At 71.9% G+C, this 23,430-nt stretch carries 16 protein-coding genes and 2 pseudogenes; 6 read left to right on the top strand and 12 right to left on the bottom strand.

The genetic code is table 11. From position 1 onward, the window contains the following. A partial coding sequence (locus D455_RS0111510) for a ferritin-like fold-containing protein (RefSeq protein WP_026122537.1) occupies window positions 1–196 on the bottom strand: 196 nt, incomplete at its 3' end. A 559-nt stretch (window positions 197–755) separates the two neighbouring features. Here D455_RS0111510 and D455_RS30110 point away from each other — a divergent pair. Both D455_RS30110 and D455_RS0111500 read left to right on the top strand, forming a co-directional pair. Then, window positions 756–2,259, top strand: a pseudogene (locus tag D455_RS30110) (DEAD/DEAH box helicase). A gap of 147 nt (window positions 2,260–2,406) precedes the next feature. Then, on the top strand, window positions 2,407–3,315 hold the full coding sequence (locus tag D455_RS0111500; RefSeq protein ID WP_026122536.1) for an alpha/beta fold hydrolase: 909 nt from the start codon (window positions 2,407–2,409) through the stop codon (window positions 3,313–3,315). A 226-nt stretch (window positions 3,316–3,541) separates the two neighbouring features. Here D455_RS0111500 and D455_RS0111495 read toward each other — a convergent pair whose 3' ends face one another. The 8 genes from D455_RS0111495 to D455_RS35325 form a co-directional block, all read right to left on the bottom strand. Next, window positions 3,542–4,528, bottom strand: a complete 987-nt coding sequence (locus D455_RS0111495) for an MBL fold metallo-hydrolase (RefSeq protein WP_017570874.1) — start codon at window positions 4,526–4,528, stop codon at window positions 3,542–3,544. Window positions 4,529–4,638: 110 nt separating this feature from the next. Beyond that, complete coding sequence (locus D455_RS0111490) at window positions 4,639–5,514, bottom strand: PHP domain-containing protein (RefSeq protein ID WP_017570873.1); 876 nt, start codon at window positions 5,512–5,514, stop codon at window positions 4,639–4,641. Window positions 5,515–5,559: 45 nt separating this feature from the next. After that, window positions 5,560–6,225, bottom strand: a complete 666-nt coding sequence (locus D455_RS0111485; protein ID WP_051064623.1) for a DUF6758 family protein — start codon at window positions 6,223–6,225, stop codon at window positions 5,560–5,562. Between the two features lie 90 nt (window positions 6,226–6,315). Continuing rightward, window positions 6,316–8,208, bottom strand: coding sequence for a translational GTPase TypA (gene typA / locus D455_RS0111480; protein ID WP_017570871.1), 1,893 nt, complete (start codon window positions 8,206–8,208; stop codon window positions 6,316–6,318). 402 nt (window positions 8,209–8,610) lie between these two features. Further along, on the bottom strand, window positions 8,611–9,045 hold the full coding sequence (locus D455_RS0111470; protein ID WP_017570870.1) for a (deoxy)nucleoside triphosphate pyrophosphohydrolase: 435 nt from the start codon (window positions 9,043–9,045) through the stop codon (window positions 8,611–8,613). A 211-nt stretch (window positions 9,046–9,256) separates the two neighbouring features. Next, window positions 9,257–11,530 carry an SF1B family DNA helicase RecD2 gene (gene recD2 / locus D455_RS0111465; RefSeq protein ID WP_017570869.1) on the bottom strand — a complete coding sequence of 758 codons (2,274 nt, stop codon included), beginning with the start codon at window positions 11,528–11,530 and terminating at the stop codon, window positions 9,257–9,259. A 7-nt stretch (window positions 11,531–11,537) separates the two neighbouring features. Then, a complete protein-coding gene (locus D455_RS0111460; protein WP_017570868.1) occupies window positions 11,538–11,957 on the bottom strand; it encodes an MmcQ/YjbR family DNA-binding protein in 420 nt (139 codons plus the stop codon). A gap of 95 nt (window positions 11,958–12,052) precedes the next feature. After that, complete coding sequence (locus D455_RS35325; protein WP_241480233.1) at window positions 12,053–12,559, bottom strand: hypothetical protein; 507 nt, start codon at window positions 12,557–12,559, stop codon at window positions 12,053–12,055. Between the two features lie 730 nt (window positions 12,560–13,289). On the opposite strand from D455_RS35325, the gene D455_RS0111450 reads away from it, so the two are divergent. Continuing rightward, on the top strand, window positions 13,290–14,387 hold the full coding sequence (locus D455_RS0111450) for a serine/threonine-protein kinase (protein WP_017570865.1): 1,098 nt from the start codon (window positions 13,290–13,292) through the stop codon (window positions 14,385–14,387). A 183-nt stretch (window positions 14,388–14,570) separates the two neighbouring features. Here the strand turns inward: D455_RS0111450 and D455_RS0111445 are convergent, their stop codons facing one another. Next, entirely contained in the window at window positions 14,571–15,125 is a 555-nt protein-coding gene (locus D455_RS0111445) for a hypothetical protein (protein ID WP_026122535.1), read from the bottom strand. A 352-nt stretch (window positions 15,126–15,477) separates the two neighbouring features. On the opposite strand from D455_RS0111445, the pseudogene D455_RS30100 reads away from it, so the two are divergent. Beyond that, a pseudogene (locus D455_RS30100) lies at window positions 15,478–17,620 on the top strand (bifunctional metallophosphatase/5'-nucleotidase). A gap of 183 nt (window positions 17,621–17,803) precedes the next feature. Here D455_RS30100 and D455_RS32190 read toward each other — a convergent pair. Next, window positions 17,804–18,631 carry a hypothetical protein gene (locus D455_RS32190; protein WP_152487051.1) on the bottom strand — a complete coding sequence of 276 codons (828 nt, stop codon included), beginning with the start codon at window positions 18,629–18,631 and terminating at the stop codon, window positions 17,804–17,806. A 368-nt stretch (window positions 18,632–18,999) separates the two neighbouring features. On the opposite strand from D455_RS32190, the gene D455_RS0111430 reads away from it, so the two are divergent. Together D455_RS0111430 and D455_RS0111425 are read left to right on the top strand one after the other, a co-directional pair. Continuing rightward, window positions 19,000–19,668 (top strand): response regulator transcription factor, encoded by a 669-nt coding sequence (locus D455_RS0111430; RefSeq protein ID WP_017570862.1) that lies wholly within the window; start codon window positions 19,000–19,002, stop codon window positions 19,666–19,668. A gap of 63 nt (window positions 19,669–19,731) precedes the next feature. Further along, window positions 19,732–21,018 (top strand): sensor histidine kinase, encoded by a 1,287-nt coding sequence (locus tag D455_RS0111425; RefSeq protein WP_017570861.1) that lies wholly within the window; start codon window positions 19,732–19,734, stop codon window positions 21,016–21,018. Between the two features lie 185 nt (window positions 21,019–21,203). Here D455_RS0111425 and D455_RS0111420 read toward each other — a convergent pair whose 3' ends face one another. Further along, entirely contained in the window at window positions 21,204–23,402 is a 2,199-nt protein-coding gene (locus D455_RS0111420) for a glycosyltransferase (RefSeq protein ID WP_017570860.1), read from the bottom strand. Window positions 23,403–23,430: the final 28 nt, after the last annotated feature.

Here is a 23,430-nt window from a genome sequence, read left to right as displayed (position 1 = left end):
CCCCCCCCAGCCGATCGCGGAGCGCCTGGTAGTGCGCCTGCTCGGTGGCGGCGAGGGCGGCGAGCTGCCCCTTGGAACGCAGGGACGGGGCCAGGACCGCGTCGTCGGCGAGGCGGAAGAAGGAGCCGAGCTCGGCGTAGGCGAGCAGGCCGAGCAGGTCGATCACGCCGGGGTCTGCGGAGGGGCCGTGGGTCATGCCCGTCAGGGTATCGCCCGGCCGCCCGGGGACCGAACCGGGGACTAAACGGCCCTTCGGCACGGTTGCACACGCTGGGAGCGGGTACGGTCCATGCCGTCCACAGCCCGGTGAACTGCTATGTCCACCAGGCGAATCACCAGCTAGACTCTGCGTGATGACCGGCGTGTGCGTCCGACGCGAACTCTCCCTCTCACACGCGGGGATCTCCCACGCACCGGTGCCGCGCAGGCGGCGCCCGCACAGGCGCGGACCCCACCGACGGTGGGCCGGACCGCGCGAGGATAACGACGAACCACGGATGCTCCCCGCCCCGGGCGGGGGCGGTCCCGCTACGCGGCGGACAACTCCTGAGCCGCACGGGTCCTCACGGCAGCGCCACCGCACCGTTCCACGAGCGGAACGAGCGATGAGCCGCGCCCCCGCGACGGCCAGGGGTCGACCGCGAACGCATCCCGCCGCGGCCACGCCAACGTTGCGGCCCGCCAAGATGGAGGCTTGAGCCCTGAGCAGCACAGAAGAGACGACGACACCGAAGACGACCTTCCGCGACCTGGGTGTGCGCACCGAGCTCGCCGACGCCCTGGAGGCGGAGGGGATCATCGAACCCTTCCCCATCCAGGAACTCGCCCTGCCGATCGCGCTGAACGGCAGCGACATCATCGGGCAGGCACGTACAGGCACCGGCAAGACGCTGGCCTTCGGCCTCCCCCTGCTCCAGCGGGCGCTGGAGGCCCCGGGGTCGGCCAAACGGCCGCGCGCCCTGGTCGTGGTCCCCACCCGTGAGCTGGCCATCCAGGTCGCCGCGGACCTGACCACCGCCAGCAAGCGCAGCGGNCGGCCGTTCCTACGAGCCGCAGGTCAACGGCCTCAAGGAGGGCACCGACGTCGTCGTCGGCACCCCGGGCCGCCTGCTGGACCTGGAGAACCAGAAGCACCTGCGCCTGGACGGGGTGTCCGCGGTGGTGCTCGACGAGGCCGACAAGATGCTCGACCTGGGCTTCCTGCCCGACATCGAGCGCATCCTCACCAGGATCCCCGACGAGCGCCAGACCATGCTCTTCTCGGCCACCATGCCGAGCGAGATCGTCTCCCTGTCGCGCAGGTACCTGAACCGCCCCACCCACGTGCGCGCGGGCGACGACAACGAGATCGACGGCTCGACGATCACGGGGCGGATCACGCAGCACGCGTTCCGCACCCACCAGATGGACAAGATCGAGATGCTCGCCCGCCTGCTCCAGGCGGAGGACCACGGTCAGAGCATGGTGTTCTGCCAGACCAAGAGGACCTGCGACCGGGTGGCGGGCGACCTGAAGACGCGCGGCTTCGCCGTCGCGGCCGTCCACGGGGACCTGGGCCAGAGCCAGCGCGAGCGCGCCCTGCGGGCCTTCCGCAACGGCAAGATCAACATCCTGGTCGCCACCGACGTGGCCGCCCGGGGGCTCGACGTGGACGACGTCACGCACGTGGTCAACTACGAGACGCCCGAGGACGAGAAGACCTACACGCACCGCATCGGCCGCACCGGCCGGGCCGGTCGCAGCGGCACCGCCGTCACCTTCGTGGACTGGCAGGAGATGCCGCGCTGGAAGCTGATCAACGGCGCCCTCGACCTCCCCTTCTCCGAACCGGAGGAGACCTACTCCACCTCCGGGCACTTCTTCGAGGCGCTGCGGATCCCGGAGGGGACCAAGGGCAGGCTGGCCGCGGACAAGCGCACCGAGCACGCGGGTCTGGAGGCCGAGGAGGTCGAGGACATCGGCGACACCGGGGCGCCCCGCGGCGACCGGGGCGACCGGCGGGGCCGGGGCCAAGGCCGTAACCGAAGTGAGGGGGGACGCGAGCGCGGACGCGGCCGCTCGCGCCGCCGCACCCGTGGCGGCCGGAACGTGGCCGGCGCCGAGGGTTCGTCGGCCAAGGCCGACGGCGGCGCCTCCGCTCCCGCGGACTCCGCGCGCGAGGGCGCGAAGGCCTCCGACGAGGGCACCCGCAGGGTACGGCGCCGCCGCCGTACCCGGGGCGGTGCCAGCGCGGCCCGCCGGGACCCCGAGAACACCTGACCTCCCTCCGGCGCTCACCCGTGGTGGGCGCCGCGGCCGGTTCCCGTGAGCGGAACCGGCGTGACCGACGCCCGCGCCAGCCGCTGGCCGTCGATCACGGCCCGGGTTCACCCGGCCCGGGCCACCGATCGTCTAGGGTGACCCGACGTGAGTACACCTCAGTTCATCGATCTGCCACCGGGCGTGCGACGCGCCGACCTGAACCTGTCGTACGGTCCGGTGGCCGCCCTGCGGGCACTGCCCACCTCCGGCGGCCCCGAACTGGCCCCCGCTGTCCTGGTGCACGGATTCACCGGCAGCAAGGAGGACTTCATCGCCCTCTTCCAGAGCCTGGCCCAGGCCGGGCGGGAGGTGGTCGCGATCGACCTGCCCGGCACCTACGAGTCGCCGGGTCCCGAATCCCTCACCCCTCCGGCGGGCGTGCACCGACCGGACTACAGTCTCGCCTCCCTGGGCGAGGTCGTCTCCGAGGTCATGGACCAGGTGGGCGACGGCGGCCCCGTCCACCTGCTGGGCCACTCCTTCGGCGGGCTGGTCTCCCGCGAGGCCGCGCTGGTGGAGATGGCGCCGCTGGCCTCCCTCACCCTCATGTGTTCCGGCCCCGGCGCCCTGAGCGGACCGGGCGCGGGTTCGGCGAGCAACCTCATCGCCGCGGTGTCCATGAACCCCACTCCCGAGAGGCTCCGTGAGCTCTGGGACGAGCAGTTCGACGCCATGGCGCGTGCGCGCAGTCCACGGTCCGAGGTCCGCGACTTCCTGCGCGAACGGCTGCTGACGAGCAGCGTCGTGGGCCTGATGCACATGGCGGAGGAGTTGGTGGCCGCGCCGGACCGCGCGGACGAGGTGGCCGGGCTGGACGTGCCCAAGCTGGTCCTGTACGGCGAGAACGACGACGCGTGGCCGCTGGAGGAACAGGACCGGATGGCCGAGCGGCTGGGCGCCAAGCGCCTGGTGGTGCCAGGTGCCGGTCACTCCCCCAACGTGGAGGCTCCCGAGACCACGGCGAGCGCGCTGACCGCCTTCTGGAACGAGGCGGAGTCGGTGGGCCGCCGCTGATCGGGCGCCGCGCCGCCGGGGGTCGGCGGCGCGGCGTCCGCGCACGGAGGCGGCTCCGGACGAAGGCCCTCCGTCGGGGGGCGACGACACGGGCACGGGGCGGTCCACCGTGGGCGCCGCCGTACCTCCCCGAACCACTTCCCGCCGGGCGCGCGGGCGCGGGAGAGGACCGCGCGTGGCGTCCGGTGGGTGGCGGGTGGGAGGACGGAGCCCGGGAAGGCGCCGCTCAGACCCAGGAGTCGAAGTTCTTGCTCTCGGCGGCCGAGGTGGTGGCTGGGCCGCGGTCGGGCAGGATGCGGGTGTCCGGGGGCAGGGACAGCAGCGCCTCGCCGATGGAGGCGAGCTGCGCCGTGTAGTCGATGTAGGTGTTGCCGACCATGCCGGGCTCGCCCTTGAGCAGGGTGTCGCCGCTGAAGACGACGCCGCGCTCGCTGACGTAGTAGCCGACGGTGCCGGGGGAGGAACCGGGCAGCGCCAGGACGTCGATGTGCAGGTCGCCGATGTCGAGGGCGCCCTGGCCCTCCACCTCGATCTCGGGGCGGTGCTCGGCGCCGTGGTGGCGTCGCCAGGAGCGCATCTCGCGGGGGTGCAGCGCGATGGGGGCCTCGAACTCCTCGGCGATCCTGATGGCCGACTCGATGTGGGGGCTGTAGGCGTTGGTGCAGGCCACCAGGTAGACCTCGCGCTTCCCGACGGCCTCCAGGACGGCTTCGGCGTCGTGGCCGGGGTCGATGACGACGACGCCCTCGTCGTCGGCCTCGATGATCCAGGTGTTGCTGACGACGTCGTACTTCTCGCCGTCGAACTCGAAGACGCCGACGGTGCGCACGCGCGTGATCCCGTCGTCGTCGGGGCCGGTCACCCCGGCCTCCTCGCCCTCGTCGTCGAAGACGTCGACGGGCCTGTCCTCCTCGGCCTCCTCGGAGTCCTCCTCAGCGGTCGCGTCCTCGGGCTCGTCCGTCTTCTCGGCCCCGTCCGTCTCCTCGGACTCGTCACCGTCCTCGGCGGTGTCGGCCGCCTCCTCGGTTCCGGCGTCCTCCTCGGCGTCGGCCTTCTTCCCGGCCTTGTCCGCCTCGGCGTCCGCCCTCTCCGTGGTCTCCGCGCCCTCGTCCTCGCTGGCGGAGGCGGTCTCCTCCTTCTCCGCCGCGACCTCCGCAGCGGAATCGGTGGCCTCCTGGCCGTCCTGCTTCTTCGACTTCCGCTTCCAGAACACGGATCAGACCTTTCGACTTCGTCCGGGTGTGGATGGTTGCGTCGCGACCATTGTCGCGCTCCCGCACAGTGGTCGGTACCGTACCGGACGCCGGGGGGACGGCACGCGCTTCACCCCCGGAGAAGGGGCACGCCCGTCGCGGGTTCCACGAGCCGCTCGAACGCCTCCGGAGCGGTGGTCCTGCACCCCAGTCGGTGGCTGGTCAGACTTCCGTGGTCGTCACTGGAACCGGTGACCACCACTCCCAGGTCCGCGGCCACGCCGCGCCACTCGCGGGTCTGCTCCCGGTTGTGTGAGGGGTGATCGGCCTCGATCCCGCCCAGGCCCGCCTCGGCCATGCGCTCCACGAGCTCGACGGGGACCGCGCCGTTGAGGGAGCCCTCCGCCCGCGCCGGGTGGGCCAGCGAGCACACCCCGCCCGCCGCCCGGACCAGCTCCACCGCGCGGACCGGATCGATCGCGTACCGCGAGACGTAGGCCGGGCCGCCCGAGCCGATCCACCGGTCGAAGGCGTCCTGCACGTTCCTGGCCGCGCCCGCCTCCACGATCGCGCGGGCCAGGTGCGGACGGCCGATCGTGTTGGCGTCGGCGTACTCGTCGTGACCCGCGCCGGCGATCTCCAGCACCCGTTCCCAGGTGACGTCCACTCCTCGCTCACGGAGCTTGCTGACCATCTCCTCGGCGCGGGAGGCCCGGTCGGAGCGGACCCGGTGCAGTTCCCCGGCGAGCCCGGGGTCCTCGGGGTCGAACAGGTAGGACACCAGGTGGACGCTGGATCCGGCGTAGGCGCAGGAGAGCTCCATCCCGGGAACGAGGGTGAATCCGGGCGGCAGGTGCTTGGCCGCCTCCCCGATTCCGCCGACCGTGTCGTGGTCGGTGAGGGCGAGCACGTCGAGACCCGCGGCGACCGCGTGCTCGACGACTTCGGCGGGGGTGTCGGTTCCGTCGGAGACCGAGCTGTGTGCGTGCAGGTCGATACGTGTCACCGGGCGATTGTACGTAAGTACGCGCCGCCCGTGCCCGGACGGGACCTAGTCCGTCTCCCGCCGGGGCGCGAGGACGCGGCTGAGGAAGGGGCTGGGAGCGCCGAAGGGCGGCTCCAGGGCGATCCCGCCGTTCCTGATGTCGCGCAGGTCCCGCAGGGAGTTGATCTCGCACATGAGCATGCCGGTGTCGGCGGCCGCGAAGACCAGCCACAGCCAGTGGGCGAGCGCCTCACCGGCGTAAACGGCGCGGTCTGGGCCCACGTCCAGGTTCCACAGGGCGACCTCGTGGCCGTCGAAGCGCACCTTGGCGTCGGCGGCGGAGCTGTCGAAGCCGCCTCCGGGGTCGGGCCCCTCCAACCCGGCGAGGCGGGCGCCGAGTCCGATGCCCGGGTCCTCGGCGACGATGACGATCTCGCCGACACCGCCCATCGGGTCGGGCCCGGACAGGGCGACGGCCGTGGCGAGGGCACCGCTGCGCTCGTCACCGGCCTCGGCGAAGCCGGTGACCACCCAGCTGGTCGGCAGCGGCCAGGGAATCCACACCGGAACGTGCGCCTGGGGCAGGAGCGCCTCCAGGGTGGCCGTTCCGGGGGCGCGCACCGGTTGCAGCGGCGCCACCGGCCCGTGGGCGTCACACTGCCAGGCGCTGGTCCACAGCCCCGGAGGCTGGACCGCGCGCCCGCAGCGGGGACACGTGGGATCGGACTTCATGCTGCTCACGGGTCTACCCGAGCCACACGGACGGAAAACGCGTGTGGGCGGACCGCCGACGCGGCCCGCCCACACGGTGGCGTGTCAGCGCTACCGCTGCTGACGCTTCTTGTTGGCCGCCATCCGGCCGCGCTCCTTCTGGTCGAGGACGACCTTGCGGATGCGCACGTGCTCGGGGGTGACCTCGACGCACTCGTCCTCGCGGCAGAACTCCAGGGCCTGCTCCAGGGAGAGCCTGCGCGGCGGCACCAGGCGCACCAGCTCGTCACCGGTGGCCGAGCGCATGTTGGTGAGCTTCTTCTCCTTGGTGATGTTCACGTCCATGTCGTCGGAACGCGAGTTCTCGCCGACGATCATGCCCTCGTAGACCTCGGTGCCCGGCTCGACGAAGAGCGTGCCGCGCTCCTGGAGGTTGAACATCGCGAACGCGACGGCGGCACCGGAGCGGTCGGCCACCAGGGACCCGTTGGGGCGCGTGCGCAGGTCACCGAACCACGGCTCGAACTTCTCGAAGACGTGGTGGGCGATACCGGTGCCGCGGGTCTCGGTGAGGAACTCGGTACGGAAGCCGATGAGGCCGCGGGAGGGCACCAGCCAGTCCATGCGCACCCAGCCGGTGCCGTGGTTGACCATGTTCTCCATGCGGCCCTTGCGGACGCTGAGCAGCTGGGTGATGGCACCCATGTACTCCTCGGGGGCGTCCACGGTGAGGCGCTCGACCGGCTCGTGCACCTTGCCGTCGATGACCCGGGTGACCACCTGGGGCTTGCCGACGGTCAGCTCGTAGCCCTCGCGTCGCATCTGCTCGACCAGGATGGCCAGCGCCAGCTCGCCGCGGCCCTGGACCTCCCAGGTGTCGGGGCGCTCGGTGGGCAGCACGCGCAGGGAGACGTTGCCGACGAGCTCCTTGTCGAGGCGGTCCTTGACCAGGCGTGCGGTGACCTTGGCGCCCTTGACCTTGCCGACCAGCGGCGAGGTGTTGGTGCCGATGGTCATGGAGATCGCGGGCTCGTCCACCCTGATCAGCGGAAGCGGGATCGGGTTCTCCAGGTCGGCGAGGGTCTCACCGATCATGATGTCCTCGATCCCGGCGATGGCGACGATGTCGCCGGGACCCGCCTTCTCGGCGGGCTTGCGCTGGAGGCCCTCGGTCATGAGCAGCTCGGTGAGCTTGACCTGCTGGACGCTGCCGTCGGTGCGGATCCACGCGACCTGCTGGCCCTTGTGCAGCTCGCCCTGCTGGATGCGGCACAGCGCCAGGCGGCCCAGGAACGGGGAGGCGTCCAGGTTGGTCACGTGGGCCTGGAGGGGCGCGTCGGGAACGTACTCGGGGGCCGGGATGGTGTCCAGGATGGTGCTGAACAGCGGCACGAGGTTGTCGTTGTCGGGCACGGACCCGTTGGCGGGGCGCTCCAGGGAGGCCTTGCCGTCCCGGGCGCAGGCGTAGACGATCGGGAACTCGATCTGCGACTCGTCGGCGTCCAGGTCCATGAACAGCTCGTAGGTGTCGTCCACGACCTCGGCGATGCGGCTGTCGGGCCGGTCGACCTTGTTGATCACGAGGATGACGGGGAGTTTGGCCTGGAGTGCCTTGCGGAGCACGAAGCGGGTCTGCGGGAGCGGGCCCTCACTGGCGTCCACGAGCAGGACCACACCGTCGACCATCGACAGGCCGCGCTCGACCTCGCCGCCGAAGTCGGCGTGGCCGGGGGTGTCGATGATGTTGATGACGACGTCCTCGCCCTCGGGCGTGGTGTAGTGGACGGCCGTGTTCTTGGCGAGAATGGTGATGCCCTTCTCGCGCTCCAGGTCGTTGGAGTCCATCACCCGGTCGTCGACGTCCTGGTTCTCACGGAACACACCGGACTGCCAGAGCATGGCGTCAACGAGGGTCGTCTTGCCGTGGTCCACGTGGGCCACGATGGCGACGTTGCGGAGGTCGCTGCGGCGTGCGGAGCCCTCGACGGGCGTAGCGCTGGACATGGAAAAGTCTCGATCTCCTGGTACTGGGAAGAGACCGCAGAGTGCCACGGCCCGTTGCCAGTTTATGCGGTGATAGGGGCATGGTGACGAAACGTGCAGGTCATGGTCGCTCCACGACCCGCTCGCGGAACCCGTTTCGCACCTCCGTGCGGATGCTCGTGACGCGGCCGGAGCCCGGCGAACGCGCGTCGCCCGTGAGCGGCGGAGGACCCGTACCCTCACCGACCTGGTTGCCCACGGTGGTGCCGCACTTCCGTGCGCGGCGATCCGCGGGCGCCCCTCGGGGAGGGTTGGGCGGTGTCTCCCCGGAACACGGTATCCGTACGGGCGCCCGCGGGCGGCTGCCGCGTCGCGGTGTCCGCGCGGACGCGACACCGGTCGATGGCTCCCGTCCGGCGCGGATCAGGGACGGACGGCGGCGCTCGGGGTGAGCAGCGGTTCGACGGCGTCGAGGAGGGGCACGTCCGCGGGAAGCCAGTCCGGGTCGCGCAGCTCGCCGGCGGCGAGCCAGCGCAGGGACAGGTGCTCCAGGGCCCGGGGTTCCCCGGAGACCAGCTCCGCGCGCCAGAGCCGCAGTACGGCGGGACGCGTGTGACGGCGGGCGGGCGCGGGGAAGGTCGCGTCCACACCGAGCTGGTGCAGGGGACGGATGGTCACGTCGAGTTCCTCGCGGCACTCACGGACCACGGCCTCGGCCGGGGTCTCCCCCGGATCGACCTTGCCCCCGGGGAACTCCCACCGTCCGCGGAGCGGCTCCGGATCGGCGCGTTGGGCGGCCAGGACGCGGCCGTCACGGATGATGGCGGCGCCCACCACGATCAGGGTCTGCTGTTCCACGGTTCCCCAGCGTAGTCACGGCCTACGACATTCGGCGCGAGGTGTCGGAGGGAACGACCGGACGGAGGCGGAACCGGATTCGGGCAGCCGTGGGACGGAACACGGGGCGACCGCCGGGGCTCCTTCACCCCCTCCTCCCGGACGGGCGGTGAGGGAGCACACGATGACCACTCGGGGGACGGCGAACCGCCGGGAGGAGGGCACCCGATGTTCACCCCCTCTTCGTTCCCTCGGCGATGGTGTCCTGGGCGGCGAGCCCCTCCGGAGCCCCCTGGGCGGCGCGGAGCCGGTGGGCCAGGGCGGTGTGCCTGCGCCCTGAGGAGGCGTTGCGGACCGCCTGGGCGAGCGCGCGGCGGGAGCCGACGAGGACGACGAGTTTCTTCGCCCTGGTGACGGCCGTGTACAGCAGGTTCCGCTGGAGCATCATCCACGCGCTGGTGGTGACGGGTATGACCACGGCGGGGTACTCGCTGCCCTGGGAGCGGTGCACGGTGATGGCGTAGGCGTGGGCGAGCTCGTCGAGTTCGGCGAAGTCGTAGGCGATCTCCTCGTCCTCGTCGGTGCGCACCTGGATCTCCTGGGCGACCGGGTCGATCCCCGTGACCACGCCGAGCGTCCCGTTGAAGACCCCGTTCTCACCCTTCTCGTAGTTGTTGCGGATCTGGGTGACCTTGTCGCCGACACGGAAGACGCGACCGCCGAAACGGCGTTCGGGAACGTGTTCCCCCGAGGGCGTCACGGCGGCCTGGAGCGCCGTGTTGAGGTTGGTCGCACCGGCGGGCCCGCCCTTCATGGGGGCGAGCACCTGGACGTCCCGGCGCGGGTCGAGGCCGAACCGGCGCGGGATGCGGTGGGCCACCACGTCCACGGTCATCTCGGCCGCGTCCTCGGACTCCTCGCACGGGAAGAGGAAGAAGTCGGACATGCCCTGGAAGTGCGGCGACTCACCGCCGTTGATCCGGTGCGCGTTGGTGACCACCCCGGAGTGCTGGGCCTGGCGGAAGACGTGGGTCAGGCGCACGCTCGGGATGGGCGAGTCCTCGGAGAGCAGGTCGCGCAGCACCTGGCCCGCGCCGACGGAGGGCAGCTGGTCCACGTCGCCGACGAACAGCAGGTGGGCCCCGGGCGGGACCGCCTTGACCAGCTTGTTGGCCAGGAGCACGTCGAGCATGGAGGCCTCGTCCACCACCAGCAGGTCGCAGTCGAGGGGGTTGTCGCGGTCGTAGGTGGCGTCGCCGCCCGGACGGAGTTCGAGGAGCCGGTGCACCGTGCGGGCCTCGATGCCGGTCATCTCGGTGAGGCGCTTGGCGGCGCGGCCGGTGGGCGCGGCCAGGATGATCTTCGCGTGCTTGGCCATCGCCAGGGTGACGATCGAGGCGACCGTGAAGGACTTGCCGCAGCCGGGCCCTCCGGTGAGCACGCAGACCTTCTCGGAGAGGGCCAGCCGCACGGCCTCGCGCTGGGCCTCGGCGAGGTCGGCGCGGGTCCGGGAGCGCAGCCAGTCCAGGGCCACGTCCCAGTCCACCCCGGCGAACGCGGGCATGCGGTCGGCCGGGTGGTGGAGCAGGGTGCGCAGGCCGGAGGTGAGGCCGATCTCGGCGCGGTGCATGGGCAGCAGGTAGACGGCGCGCACGGGCTCGTCCTCGGGGCCGGGCACGGTCTCGCGGACCACGCCCTCGGTGGCCACGAGTTCGGCGACGCACTCGATCACCAGCCCGGCCTCCACCTGGAGGATCTTCACGGCCGCCGAGATGAGCTTCTCCTCGGGCAGGTAGACGTGCCCGTCGCCGGTGGACTCCGAGAGGGTGAACTGGATGCCCGCCATCACGCGCTGCGGACTGTCGTGCGGGATGCCGACCGCCTGGGCGATGGTGTCGGCGGTCTTGAAGCCGATCCCCCACACGTCGGTGGCCAGCCGGTAGGGCTCCTTCTGCACGACGTCGATGGAGGCGTCGCCGTACTTCTTGTAGATGCGCACGGCCAGGGAGGTGGTGACCTCGACCCCCTGGAGGAAGACCATCACCTCCTTGATGGCCTTCTGCTCCTCCCAGGCGTCCGCGATGAGCCGGGTGCGCTTGGGCCCCAGGCCCGGAACCTCGATGAGCCGGTCGGGCTGCTCCTCGATGACGTCCAGGGCGTCGGTGCCGAAGTGCTCGACGATCCGCTCGGCCATCCTCGGACCGATGCCCTTGATCAGTCCGGAGCCGAGGTAGCGGCGGATGCCCTGGACCGTGGCGGGCAGGACGGTCGTGTAGTCGTCCACGTGGAACTGTCGCCCGTACTGCGGGTGTGACCCCCAGCGACCGCGCATGCGCAGCGCCTCGCCCGGTTGGACGCCCATGAGGGAACCGACGACGGTGAGCAGGTCGTGCGCGCCCCGGCCCGTGTCGACCTTGGCGACGGTGTACCCGTTCTCCTCGTTGGCGTAGGTGATCCGCTCCAGGACTCCCTGGACGACGGCTGGTCGGAAGGTCGTGTCGGACACGCGGGGCTCACACCCTTTCCGGGGTCGGTCCGCCGGTCCGCGGCGCGTCGTCGCCCAGGACCGCGAGCACGCGGTCGCGGTCGGCCCGGCGCAGGCTCCCCGCCACCAGGACGTAGGAGTGTCTGAGCATCTCCAGGATCTCGTCCTCGGGCACCGTTCCGTCCAGGAGCACGGAGTTCCAGTGCCTCTTGTTCATGTGGTAGCCGGGCGTGACGGCGGGGAACTGGTCCCGCAGCTCCAGGGCCAGTTCGGGATCGCACTTGAGGTTGACCGTGGCGGCGCCTCCATCGCCCTCGCCTCCTCCCATGAGCAGGGCGAACATCCTCTGCCCGCTCACCTTGTAGACCAGGGCGCCCGGGCCGAAGGGCTCGGTCTCGGAGGCCTCGGGGAACCACAGGGCGGCGTCGATGAACTGTCCGGGGGTCATGGGAACTCCCTTCCTCTCGTCTTCGACAGTGCCAGAGACGGCCGACGTTCGGGAGGCCCCGCGTCAACCTGTGGAGAATCCGTCCGGGGGCGCGGTCAGTCCTGTTCTCCGTCCTCCGCCAGGGCGGCGACCCGCAGGGCGGTCTCCTGGGCCCGCACCAGGGAGTCGAGCATGGCGTAGCGCTGCTCGTGTACGGCGCCGGGTTCGGCCGCCTCCGCGGCGATCGCGTCGAGCTCCCGGGTCGACCTGCGGTCCTGGTCGTCCAGTTCGGCCGCGCGCACGCGGTCCGCGTAGTCCTCCAGCACCGCGATCCGCGCCGTCACCTCGGCCGTCTCGGCGTCCAGGACGGCACGGGCCCGGGCCGCGGCCTCGCGGCTGCGTTCCCCGGGTGTGGGTGTCCGGTCGATCCGCTCCCTGGCCCCGCTCTGGTGGAGGAGGCTGAGGGCGACGGACCACTCCACGTCGGCCAGCACCACACGGTTGCGCACGGTGTCCAGCAGGAGTCCCCGTTCGTGGAGCGGGGACTCCAGGACCGTGTCGACGGCCCGTTGGGTGCGTTCCAGGAGGGCGCGGGCCTCCTCGTCGAGCACTCCGGGGGACACGAACCTCCCCTCGGAGGACTGGACGATCCACGCCGGGTCGCGTTTCCTCTCCGCCCGCTGGTGGCGCGCGCGGGCCCNNNCCCCGCCACGAGAGCGAGTTGGGCGACGGGGGACAGGTCCATGGCCATCCAGGACATGGTCAGGGCCCAGGCCAGCGCGTAGGACACGAGTATGAGCGCCTTGTTCCGGACGTTCGGACGGTCGGTGCCGCGAGGGAGTCCTCGGCCGCGGACCTTGTCCAGGGCGGCGCGCAGCGCTTGGGCCCGCTCCTCGGGAAGGGAGGGGTCGAGGGTGGGCCTGCCTCGCTGCTCGGGCTCGCCGACCAGGTCGAACAGGGGTATCAGCACAGACCGCGCCTCGACCCCGCGCTCGGTGAGGACGAGCACGCCGTGGGCGTCGCGCTCGGCCAGGCTCTGGGCGATGAGGGGAGTGCCGTCCCCCGTCTCGACGTCGGGGCACCACACGTCCCGGCGGTCGCCGAGGGGCGTGGCACGACTGACGGACCGGATCATGGCGGAGGTGAGGCGGACGGTGTACCCGCCGGAGAGGGTCAGCTCCATCGCGTCCTTCCCGTGGCGGGCACGCGCCGCGCGTGCGCTCCGTGGCCTCCGTGTATCGGAATCCCCTACTGTGACGGGGTTCGCGCCCGTGTGGTTCCCTCGGCGCAGCGCCGGTGACGGGTAGGATCCGGCACAGCAGCGTCCTGACCCCCCGGCGAACCGGAGTCTCCATGAAGGCGCGAGGCGTGCGCAGGCTCGGCCCCCTGGAACCGGACGATCCCCGCGAGATCGGCGGGCACCGGGTGCGGGGGCGGATCGGCTCCGGCGGCATGGGGACGGTCTACGCCGCCGACTCCCCCGGTGTGCACGGCTACCTGGCGGTCAAGGTGGTCCACGCCGAACAGGCCGCCGACCGGCGCTTCCGGGAGCGCTTCGCGCACGAGGCGCGCCTCCTGGCCAGGGTGAACAGCCCGTCCGTGGCGCGGTTCGTGCGCGCCGACGTGGAGGCCGAGCGGCCGTGGATGATCACCGAGTACGTGCCGGGACCCACCCTGCGCAGCCACGTGGAGCGGTACGGCCGCCTGCGCCGGGGGATGCTCCTGGGGCTGGCCGTGGGCACGGCCGAGGCGCTGCGGGCCGTCCACGCGGCCGGTGTGGTCCACCGTGACCTCAAGCCCGGCAACGTGGTGCTCTCCGACCGGGGACCCAAGCTGCTGGACTTCGGGATCGCGCACCCGGTGGAGGACCCCGATCCCACCAAGTGGATCCGTCTGCGGAAGATGCGCCGCGCCTACCGGGACCTCAGGCTGCCCTCCCCGGACACGCTGCCCGACGAGCGGGTCGGCGGGCGGGTCGACAAGCTGGGCACCCCGGGGTGGATCAGTCCCGAGCAGTACCGGCGCGAACCCACCACGCAGGCGGCGGACGTGTTCCTGTGGGGGGCGACGGTGGCCTTCGCGGCGGCGGCGCGTGATCCGTTCGGGCGGGCCGGGACCAAGGAGATGGCCCGGCGGGTGATGTTCGAGGAGCCGGACCTGGAGTACCTGCCGCCCGGCCTGGAGCGGCTGGTGCTGGCCGCGATGGCCAAGGACCCCGGTGAGCGGCCCGACGCCGCGGAGCTGCTGCGTGCCGTCCTGGCGCTGGAGGGCCCCGAGGGTGGTGTGCGCGTTCCCGAGGGGTCCGAAGGGGTCGGTGGGTCCGTCGCGGTGTCGGGGACGGCGGCCGTGCGGCGGTTGCTGGAGCGGCAGTGGACGGAGGTGGCGGTGCGCCCGCCGCAGCCCCCGCGTGCGGGGTTGTTCGGCCGTGGCGCGGACCCCGGACAGGAGTGAGGGGAGCCGCGCGGGGAACGGGCCGCGACGCCGTGAGCGGACCGCCCCGACGTGAGCGATGGGGCGTGTGGTGCGGCGTGCTCGGCACGGGGGCGGCACGAGGTGGGACGGCCCCGGGACCCCCGGTCACCAGGAGACCGAAGAGATCCGGGCGCTGGTGGGGGGCTGTGGACAACCCTCCGGTCAGAGGAGCCCGTAGTGGGCGCGGCCCTCGCGGGAGAGCATGTGCGCCACCATCGTGACCGCGAAGCCCAGCGGGACGATCGCGAGGAGGTCCCCGGAGAACAGGCTCCACAGCAGGAGCGCGCCCGCGGCGCCCTGGAAGACCACGACGCCCCAGAACACGCCGACCGTACGGCGGCGGATCCGGCCCGCCAGGAGCGTGGACAGCAGCCCGTACACACCCGTGATCACCGCCATGACGACCATCATGGAGCGCATCGCCTCGATGCCGAGGGAGAGCTCGACGCCCTGCTCCGCGGCCATGTCGGCCTGCTGCCGGAGGGCCTCGGCCATGGCGTCGGGCGGGGCGCTCAACCCCATGAGGAAGAGGGCGGAGAGCGCCATCCCGCAGACACCGCCGACGAACATCAGCACGCGGACGATCGCCACCTTCCTGGGCAGCGGGGCGTCGGGGTGGAGCGCGTCGAAGTGGGCCCCGAAGTCGGGCATCCCCCGCGGCGGTACGTCGCCTCCGCCCTGAGAGCGGTCGTACGGGTCCTGGCCAGAGGGAAACACGGACGTCCTCCGAGGGATATCGAGCCGACGTGATCCCACCCATGGTAGAGGCCCGGAGCACGGAAGGCGCGGGGCCGGGCGGACCGTTTCGGCGGCCTCCTCCGCCACGGGGCACGGCGGAGCACCGGGCCGGGAGTCACGCAGTGCGACCACAGGGGCCACACGGTCACTCAACGTGTTACGGACAGGCCAGAATTCGCTATGAGAACCGCAGATTCTGCAAATCGTTAGCCCCGGGACACGTGGTTCCCCACCCTCCCGCGTCTATGGTGAACCACCCTGGTCCACGTCCGCCCACGGCGGCACCTCCACCCCCGTGCCCCCGTCCCTCCCCCGAAGGAGTCCCGGAAAGATGTCCAGATTCGTGCGCGCCTCTGCCGCGCTGGTGCTGACGAGCGCCCTGGTGGTGCCGTACGCACCCGCGGCGAGCGCGTCCGCCCCCATGAACCCCGGGGGCGACGCCGACTTCACCCTGACGGTCCTGCACGCCAACGACCCCGAGTCCCAGCTGCTGTCCGCCTCCGGCCAGGAGGACTTCGGCGGCGCCGCCCGGTTCACGACGCTGCTCGAACAGCTGCGCCGGGACGAGCGCGCCGGTGCCGGCGCCGGGGAGGACGAGGCCGACGAGCACGGTGTCGTGACCGTCAACTCCGGCGACATGTACCTGCCGGGTCCCGAGTTCGCCGCCTCCCAGGAGGAGGGCGCCCCCTTCTACGACGCCCTCGCCGCCACCCAGGCGGACTACGACGCGGTGTCCATGGGCAACCACGAGTTCGACTTCGGGCCGGACGTGTACGCGGACTTCCTCGAACAGCTGGGCGGGGACACCACGGTGGTCGCCGCCAACGTGGACGTGTCCGGTGAGCCCCGCCTGGACGCCCTGGCGGACGCGGGCCGGATCGCGCCGAGCACCGTGGTCGAGGTCTCGGGCCACGAGGTCGGCGTCGTCGGCGCTCTGTACCCGCCGTTGGACACCGTCACCAGCCCGCGCGGCGTGGTGGTGGACGAGGTCGTCGCCCCGGTCCAGGCCGAGGTCGACCGGCTGACCGCCGACGGCGTGGACAAGATCATCCTGATCTCGCACCTCCAGGGCATCACCTACGAGCAGCGCGTCGCCCAGGAGCTGACCGGGGTCGACGTCATCGTCGCGGGCGGCGGCCACGAGGTGATGGCCAACCCCGACGACGCCCTGGTGCCCGGTGACGAGGTCACCACGCATCCGGAGACCGGCGAACCGCTGTCCTACCCGCTGCTGGTCACCAACCCCGAGGGCGTTGGGGTGCCCATCGTCACCGCCGGGTCGAACTACAGGTACGTGGGTCGCCTGGTCGTGAACTTCGACGGCGGCGACCTGGTGTCGGTCTCCGACCGCTCCGGCCTGGTCCGCGCCTCCGGCGCCGGTGACGACGCGGTCGCGCCCCACACGGAGGTGGAGGCCCAGGTGACCAAGCCCGTCTCCGAGTACGTCGACGGCCTGGCCGAGACCGAGGTGGCCCGCAGCGAGGTCGACCTGAACGGCGTGCGGGACCCGGGCGTGCGTACCCAGGAGACCAACCTGGGCAACCTGATGGCGGACGCGCTGCTGGACACCGGTGTCCGCAACGCCGAGGAGTACGGGGTTCCCGAGNGGCGGCATCCGCAACTCCTCGGTGATTCCGGCGGGCCCGCTGACCGCGCTGGACACCTACTCGATCGCCCCGTTCGCCAACCAGGTGGCGGTGGTCCCCGACATCCCGCGTTCGCAGGTCAAGGAGCTGCTGGAGCAGGGCGTGGCCGCCGCGCCGGCCGCCAGTGGCGCGTTCATGCAGGTCGCCGGGGTCAACTTCGCCTACGATCCCGAGCGCACCGCGCAGGTGGTCAACGAGGAGGGGGAGGTGCTCACCCCCGGCGAGCGGGTCCGCAACGCGATCCTGCACGACGGCACGGTGATCGTCGAGGACGGCGAGGTCGTGGAGGGCGACCCGATCACGGTCGTGACCAACGACTTCTCCGCGCGGGGCGGCGACATGTACCCGTTCCGTGGTGCGGACTTCACCGTGGTGGGCGCGACCTACCAGGGCGCCCTGGAGGACCTGCTCACCGGAACGCTGGAGGGCCGGGTCACCGAGGCCTCCTACCCGGAGGGCGGGTCCGGTCGCATCGTGGTGGGTGAGCAGGCCACCGTGCCGGACGGCGACGGCGACGGAAACGGGGACGGGGACGGTGAGCCCACCGCCCCGCCCTCCGACGACCCCACGGACCCGGGCGACCCGACGAATCCGCCGAGCACGGACGACCCCGACGACCCCGACGACTCGGACGGCTCCGATGACTCGGGCGACGGATCCGGCAAGCCCGACGGCGGCGCGGACGGTTCCCTGCCCACGACCGGTGGCGCGCTGCTCGGGCTGGTCGTGGCCGCCGTGGTCGCCGTGGGAGCCGGTGGCGCCGCGCTCTACATGGGTCGTAGGCGTGGGAGGACGGCCGGGGAGGACTCCTCGGAGCCGACCGCCTGACTCCGCGTGAAGCGGCCATGACGTCGGGAGCCCGTCCGGAGGGCGGATTCCGGAGGGCTTCGCGACACCGGTGANCGCCCGGCCGGGGGCGCCCCCGGCCGGGCGTTCCGCGTGAGCGCCCGTTGGTCGGGGCCACCCCGGTGACCGTGTCGGCCCGTCCGCGCCCCGCTCGTGCGGCGTACGTCAGGAGCAGCCCGCGATCTCCCGTGTGGCCTCGGCCATGGAGTCACGCTGGGCCTGGTCCAGGCCGTTGTGGTCGAACCACAGCAGCACGAAGTGGCAGGCCTCCTGGACGTCCGCCGCGGTGTTCTCCTCGCTCTCCCGCATGGCGAGCGCGACGATCATGGCGACTCCGGAGTTCTCGAACGCGGCCACCCGCACCAGGTTGGTGTCCATCGAGGAGGTGCACCGGAGGGGATCCTCCTCACCTCCCGCGCCGCAGACCTCCTCGGTGATGTCCTGCCGGGCGTCGATGTCGAAGTCGCGCCGGAGCTCGTTGATCAGCTCCTCGGAGCTGATGGGGTTCTCGGCGGTCGGCTCGTCCACGGGTTCCTCCGACGGCTCCTCCGTGGGCCCGTCGGTGGACGCGGCCGTGGGCTCCTCGGTCGGCGGGGACTCCTCGGCGGTGGTCGGCGCCCCGGTCGGTGTCTCCCGCGTGGGTTCGCCGCTGGGCCCGGCCGAGGGATCGGGGCCGCCGTCCGCCGCGACACGGCCGGTCATCATGCCGCCGAGGGCGATCCCTCCGCCGAGGAAGGAGGCGCCCGCCAGCACGGCGATCACCGAGAGCACGGCCAACAGGCCGGTGCCGTAGCGTCCCGGCGGGGACGGCCGCGGCCGCTGATCGTGGGATCCCCGCCCCGTCCGGACGTCCGGGGGCGGCGGCTGCCCGGGTCCCGCCGTCGGGGGACGCGCGAAGCCCCGGGGATTCTGGAAGGGCTGGGGGTGCCGGGGTTCCCGCGGTCCCTCGAACCGCGGATCGTCTCCGCCGCCCTGCCCGGATGTGGGGTTCACGTACGGTCTCCTCGCTTTCGGGGGCGGCGCGTCGGGCGGACCCGCGCTGGAGGAGACCGATCGGTGGCCGATGACCACCCGCCACGTTCCACCGTCCTCCCCACACCGCCCCATCACATACTTTGTTGCTGACCGTCCCTTTTCTCCATCGCGCCGCCCACCAGGAGGGGCATGCGCATCCGGCCAGGACGATGTCCGCGCGCACGCACCACAAGCTTCCCGGTATCACCATGTAAGTGTAAAGAAAAGGCCTAAGTTAGCCAATTGGACGTTTTGCCCGGTATGTGATTAGCGTATTTTCAGCCAACCTTGGGACATCCGGCGCGCATAATAGGGAAATGCGCGTCCCCGGACCTACGATCGGCAACATGACCTGCGTTTTGCTGGCCGAAGACGATGTCTCGATCTCCGAGCCTCTCGCGCGCGCACTCCGACGCGAGGGCTACACGGTGGACGTGACCGTCAACGGCATTGAGACACTCGACCGTGCCCGTGCGGGAGACATAGACCTCATGGTCCTGGATCTCGGGCTGCCCGAAATGGACGGGCTTGAGGTGGCACGTCGGCTCCGCGCCGAGGGTCACGGAACGCCGATCCTCATCCTGACCGCGCGCGCCGACGAGGTCGACACCGTCGTCGGCCTCGACGCGGGCGCCGACGACTACGTCACCAAGCCCTTCCGGCTGGCCGAGCTGTTGGCCCGCGTCCGCGCCCTGCTGCGCCGGGGCGGCGCCGAGGTGCCCGTCGTGCACGGCGTGCGCATCGACAACGACTCCCGCCGGGCGTGGCTGGGAGAACGCGAACTGCAACTCACCACCAAGGAGTTCGACCTGCTGCGCGTGCTCGTCCGCGACGCGGGCAAGGTGGTCACCCGCGAGCAGATCATGCGCGAGGTGTGGGACACCAACTGGTGGGGGTCCACCAAGACCCTGGACATGCACATCTCCTGGCTGCGCCGCAAGCTGGGGGACGACGCCAACCAGCCGTCGTACATCACGACCGTCCGGGGTGTGGGCTTCCGGTTCGAGCGAGACTGACACGGCCCCGGGTTCGAGGCGCTTCGCGCCGGTCGACCACCTCCGGGTCGAACGGAAGGTGACATGCGCAGGCGGATGGTTTTCTCCACCCTGGTGGTGACCGTCATCGCCGTCATGCTGCTCGGGCTGCCCCTGGGCGCGCTCACGTACAAGCTGGTGTACGACGAGAGCACCCGCCAGCTCCAGGCCGAGGCGGAGCTGATCGGTGCCGAGAGCGACACCATGCTGGAGCTGCACGGCGAGATCAACCTGGACCGGTTCGACCACGAGCACCCGAACCGCTTCATCAGGATCACACCCGCGGGCGAGGCCGCACCCGTGACCGCGGGCGATCCCGCACTGAACCCCGAGGCCCCCGGTTCCCCGGGCATGCTCAAGGCGACGGCCACCACCGGCCGCGGCACACTCGCCGAGGTGTGGATGAGCACCGAGAGCGTGCAGCAGAGCGTGGTCCGCGCCTGGTTGGGGATCGCTTCACTGTCCCTGTTGGCCATCGGCGTCGCCGTCGGGCTGTCGATGTTCCAGGCGCGCAGGCTCACCCTGCCCCTGCTCGACCTGGCGGCCACCGCCGAGCGCCTGGGTTCGGGGGTGACCACACCGTGGGGCCACCGGTACGGGATCCCCGAGGCCGACCGTGTGGCGGAGGTCCTGGACCGCAGCGCCGAGCGCATCGCCGGGCTGATCGCCACCGAGCGCCACTTCGCCACCGACGCCTCCCACCAGCTGCGCACCCCGCTGACCGCGCTGACGATGCGCCTGGAGGAGATCATCGCCGAGGCCGACAACCCCGAGGTGGTCCGCGAGGAGGGCGAGGCGGCGCTGGCACAGACCGAACGCCTGGTGGAGACGGTGGAGAGCCTGCTGGGGCGGGCCCGCAAGAGCCAGAACCCCGAGGTGGAGGCGGTGGAGATCGACCCCGTCCTGAACCACGTCCGGGACGAGTGGCGGCCGGTCCTCCATTCGGAGCGGCGCGAACTGCTGGTCACCGGGGACACGGGGCTGACCGCGATGACCGTCCCCACCGACCTGGCCCAGATCATCGCGACGCTGGTGGAGAACGCCTACAAGCACGGAGCGGGAACGGTCACCATCCGGCGCCTGGACACCGGGCACTCGGTGCGCATCGAGGTGAGCGACGAGGGCGACGGTGTGCCCGAGCACCTGGCGGGGCGGATCTTCGAACGCGAGGTGAGCGGAGGCGGCGGTACCGGACTGGGACTGGCCCTGGCCCGGCACATCGCCGAGTCCGAGGGGGCCCGGGTCGAGCTGGTCCAGAGCAGGCCGACCACCTTCGCGCTGTTCCTGCCCGCCGGGGCGGGCGGTCTGTCGAAGATGACCGGACCGGTCTGAAAACCCCCGGCGAGGGCCTCGTCCACCCCTCACGAGAGGTCGTCCGAGACCTCCGGTCACGGCCGCCGTCGGCCCCGGCCGCCGCGCCGGGGCCGGGTCCCCGGCCCGAACGGCGGACTTCCCCGGGAGTGTTCCGGGGCGTCCCGCGGCCTCCCGGACCGGAGGCGCCCCGCCCCGCTCCCGCCTCAGGTGCTCGCCGCGGCGGGCTGCTGCGCGGGTGTCCGGCCGCGCACCACCAGGTCGCTCCACAGCGACCGCACCCGGTCCAGGCCGTAGGCCGTGGTGACCTCCTCGCGGGCGCGCGCGGCCTCCGCCTCGAACCGGCCCTCGCTCACGGTCGCGTGGATGGCCTCGGCCATCGCCACCGCGTCGTCGTGGATCCAGTGCGGGTCGTAGATGGTGTCCGCGCCCGGCCACGGCAGCAGCGCGGGCACGCCTCCCGACGCGGCGCACTCGGCCGGGGCCAGGTGGAAGGACTCGTCGTCACTGGTGGAGAGCATGAACCCCACACGTCGGAGCCACGTGGCCACGTCCGGGCCGAACGGGTCGAACACCACTCCGGAGGCGAGGAGCCCGTCGCGCTGGATACGCCGGTACACGCGCTCGAAGTAGGCCCGCTCCTCGGGCCGGTTCCAGATCCACCAGTACTCCCACGGCTGCTTGGTCTTCACCGACAGCGTGTACCGCGGGTCCATACGCCGCAGCTCCGCCAGGACGTCCAGGCCCCGGTCCAACCGCTTGCGCGACGGCGCGATCCCGACCATGCCCAGGGAGAACTCGGCCCCGGAGAGCTTGGGGCGGGACAGCTGACCGTCGTCCACCCAGTTGGGGAGCACGACCACCTTCCCGGCGGGCCACCCGGTCATCTCACGGGTCAGGTCGGCGTAGTGGGGGCTCACGCACACCACCGCGTCGACCTTGTCGATGTCCAGCTTGCGGGGCCACTCCGCGTAGAGCTCGAAGCGGTGCAGCCGCACGATGAGCCGCTGGTCGGGGCGCTTCCACTTGGAGTAGAACAGCGCGTTGGGTCCGCACCACTCGCAGATCACCACGTCCGCCCAGGCCGCCAGCTCCCGGGACCGGTACTGGTCGTGGGTGCTCAACCCCTCCCACTCGTCCATGCGCACGTCGAGGCCGGGCAGCGAGTCCAGGTACTCGGCCAGACGGGTGAAGAACTTCATGTCGTGCCCGGCGATGACCACCTTGAGGGGCCGGTCCGGGTTGGCTCCCGCGGGCGCGGGCGGCAGGGCCTCGGTGAGGTAGCCGCGCAACCGCTCGGCCGCGCGTTCCAGGGTGTGGTCGGCCGCGGCGGCGCGGCAGCGCGCGGCGGCGTCCGCGTAGACGGCGCGGTCGCCGTGCGCTCGGGCGACCACCTCCGCGACCGAGGCCACGTCGGCCCCGGCGAACAGCGGATAGTCGGCGCCCAGCATCGTCTCGTGCATGGGCGTGCGGTTGAGCACCACGGGCAGGCCGAGCGCGCCCAGTTCCAGCACCTTGGTGGACAGCTCCAGGCTGGCGTCCATGGACGGGTCCCGCCAGGACAGACCGAAGCCGCACTGGGCGGCCTGGCGGAGCGCGTCGGCGCGCGACATCCCGCCCCGCCAGTCCACCTCGTCGAGGGCCCGGCGCATGCGTTTGGCCCAGTCCGCGGGTTCGGAGTGGATCTTGTCGCCGATCATGACCAGTTCGGCGTCCACCCCGAGCTTGGCCAGCTCGGCGGGCAGCTCGGTCATCTCCAGGGTGTTCCACCGCGGCGCGAACTTGCCGGTGTAGGCGAGGCGGGCGCGGGCGTGCGCCTCACCGTCGGCGCGCGCGTCCTCGGGCACGACCACCACGGGCGGGAACAGGACCGACCGGCCGCAGGCGGCGGGCACCGACGACTCCAGGAAGGCACGCAGTTCCTCGGTCTGGCAGAGCAGGAACCGGGAGGCGAGCGCGATCTCGGTGAGCTCGGCGGTGGCGGTCGCGGACAGCTCCCCCACGCTGTGCGGGAAGTCGGTCAGGTAGGTCCACAGGCGCCCCGCCAGCGCCTCCTCCTGCGCGGCCAGCCCGGCCAGACGGCGCCCGCGCACGACCACCAGGTCGAAGGGCCTGCGCTCGTGCTGCCTGGTCATCAGGGTGACGGCCTGCTCCGGGGTGAGCCCCCGCGGCCCCAGGTCGGGCAGCGCCTTCTCCTCGTAGGGGCGCAGCAGCCGGACCCCGGGCACCCTGGTGAGGGGCTCGGTGAGCCGGTCGGTGCGCACGGGCGCCTTCAACAACAGGGTGACCTCGCATCCGGCGGCTGCGAGGGCCTGCGCCATCGACTGCGCCCAGATCGCGGAACCGTCGATGATGTTGAGGTCCACGTCCCCGTACAGGAGTGCGCGCGGTGGCGGTGTGCTCACGTTCTTCCCTTCGGATGCTTTCTCGTTG

The sequence above is a fragment of the Nocardiopsis halotolerans DSM 44410 genome (genome assembly GCF_000341065.1).
Lineage (GTDB): Bacteria > Actinomycetota > Actinomycetes > Streptosporangiales > Streptosporangiaceae > Nocardiopsis > Nocardiopsis halotolerans.
The sequence above is the reverse complement of the archived record's forward strand: the minus strand, read 5'-3'. Positions and strand labels throughout refer to the sequence as shown.

Excerpts from the sequence above, each read along its gene's own strand:
- D455_RS0111430 (WP_017570862.1), top strand. The coding sequence starts at position 19,000 with ATGACCTGCGTTTTGCTGGCCGAAGACGATGTCTCGATCTCCGAGCCT.
- D455_RS0111450 (WP_017570865.1), top strand. The coding sequence starts at position 13,290 with ATGAAGGCGCGAGGCGTGCGCAGGCTCGGCCCCCTGGAACCGGACGAT.
- D455_RS0111425 (WP_017570861.1), top strand. The coding sequence starts at position 19,732 with ATGCGCAGGCGGATGGTTTTCTCCACCCTGGTGGTGACCGTCATCGCC.
- D455_RS0111460 (WP_017570868.1), bottom strand. The coding sequence starts at position 11,957 with ATGACCCCCGGACAGTTCATCGACGCCGCCCTGTGGTTCCCCGAGGCC.
- D455_RS0111485 (WP_051064623.1), bottom strand. The coding sequence starts at position 6,225 with ATGAAGTCCGATCCCACGTGTCCCCGCTGCGGGCGCGCGGTCCAGCCT.
- typA (WP_017570871.1), bottom strand. The coding sequence starts at position 8,208 with ATGTCCAGCGCTACGCCCGTCGAGGGCTCCGCACGCCGCAGCGACCTC.